At 57.5% G+C, this 703-nt stretch carries 1 protein-coding gene; it reads right to left on the bottom strand.

What is annotated here, in order from left to right:
* Positions 1–180: 180 nt before the first annotated feature.
* Positions 181–703 (bottom strand): FecR family protein (locus BK660_RS30200; protein ID WP_185045260.1); only part of this gene is annotated, 523 nt, incomplete at its 5' end.

The raw sequence follows: 703 nt of genomic DNA, 5'->3' as shown, positions 1-703 counted from the left end.
GTTCTCGAAGAAACAGTGGAGTGTGCTGCCGTTCACCGAACAGCAGATTCAGGCTGACCCGCAGTATCAGGTGCAGACTGTTCGCGAGACGTTGGACAAGGCGGGGAACGTTGCCGCTCAATAAACCCGAGCGTTAGTGTCGACGAGTCTGAAGGCCGCATCCTGCAAAGGGTGCGGCCTTCAGCTTTTTGGCGGCTGTTGCGGTATCGAGTTGATCACCGGGTTACCTTCCTTGTTGCGGCTCAGGTAGACCGGCAGCGCCTTGGGCAGGCTGTTGGCGAGGTTGCTCAGCTCTTTGATGTTGTAGATGCCACCCACGCGAATCGAACCGGTGTGAGTATCAGCCAGCTCCAATGGATTGCTCAGATATCGATTGATCAGTGGCAGGGCGTCGCTCAGCGCGAGGTTATCCAGCACCAGTTTGCCGCTGCGCCAGGCCAATGAACTGTCATCGGCGTAGGTCTGGCTGATCTGCGGCATGTAATCGCCTTGTTTGTAACGTGCCTGCATCGATGGGCCGAGGCGCAAGCCGTCGCCTGGTAATGAACGATTGCTGGTGACCAGCACTGAACCTTCGATCAGGTTCACGCGCACCTGGTCCTGATACATCCAGACATTGAAACGCGTCCCCGTGACGCGAATCCTGCCTTCGCCTGCGCGAACGACAAACGGGTGGGCCATGTCATGGCTGACCGTAAAGAAC

The organism is Pseudomonas brassicacearum (assembly GCF_003732265.1).
GTDB lineage: Bacteria > Pseudomonadota > Gammaproteobacteria > Pseudomonadales > Pseudomonadaceae > Aquipseudomonas > Aquipseudomonas brassicacearum_D.
The sequence above is the reverse complement of the archived record's forward strand: the minus strand, read 5'-3'. Positions and strand labels throughout refer to the sequence as shown.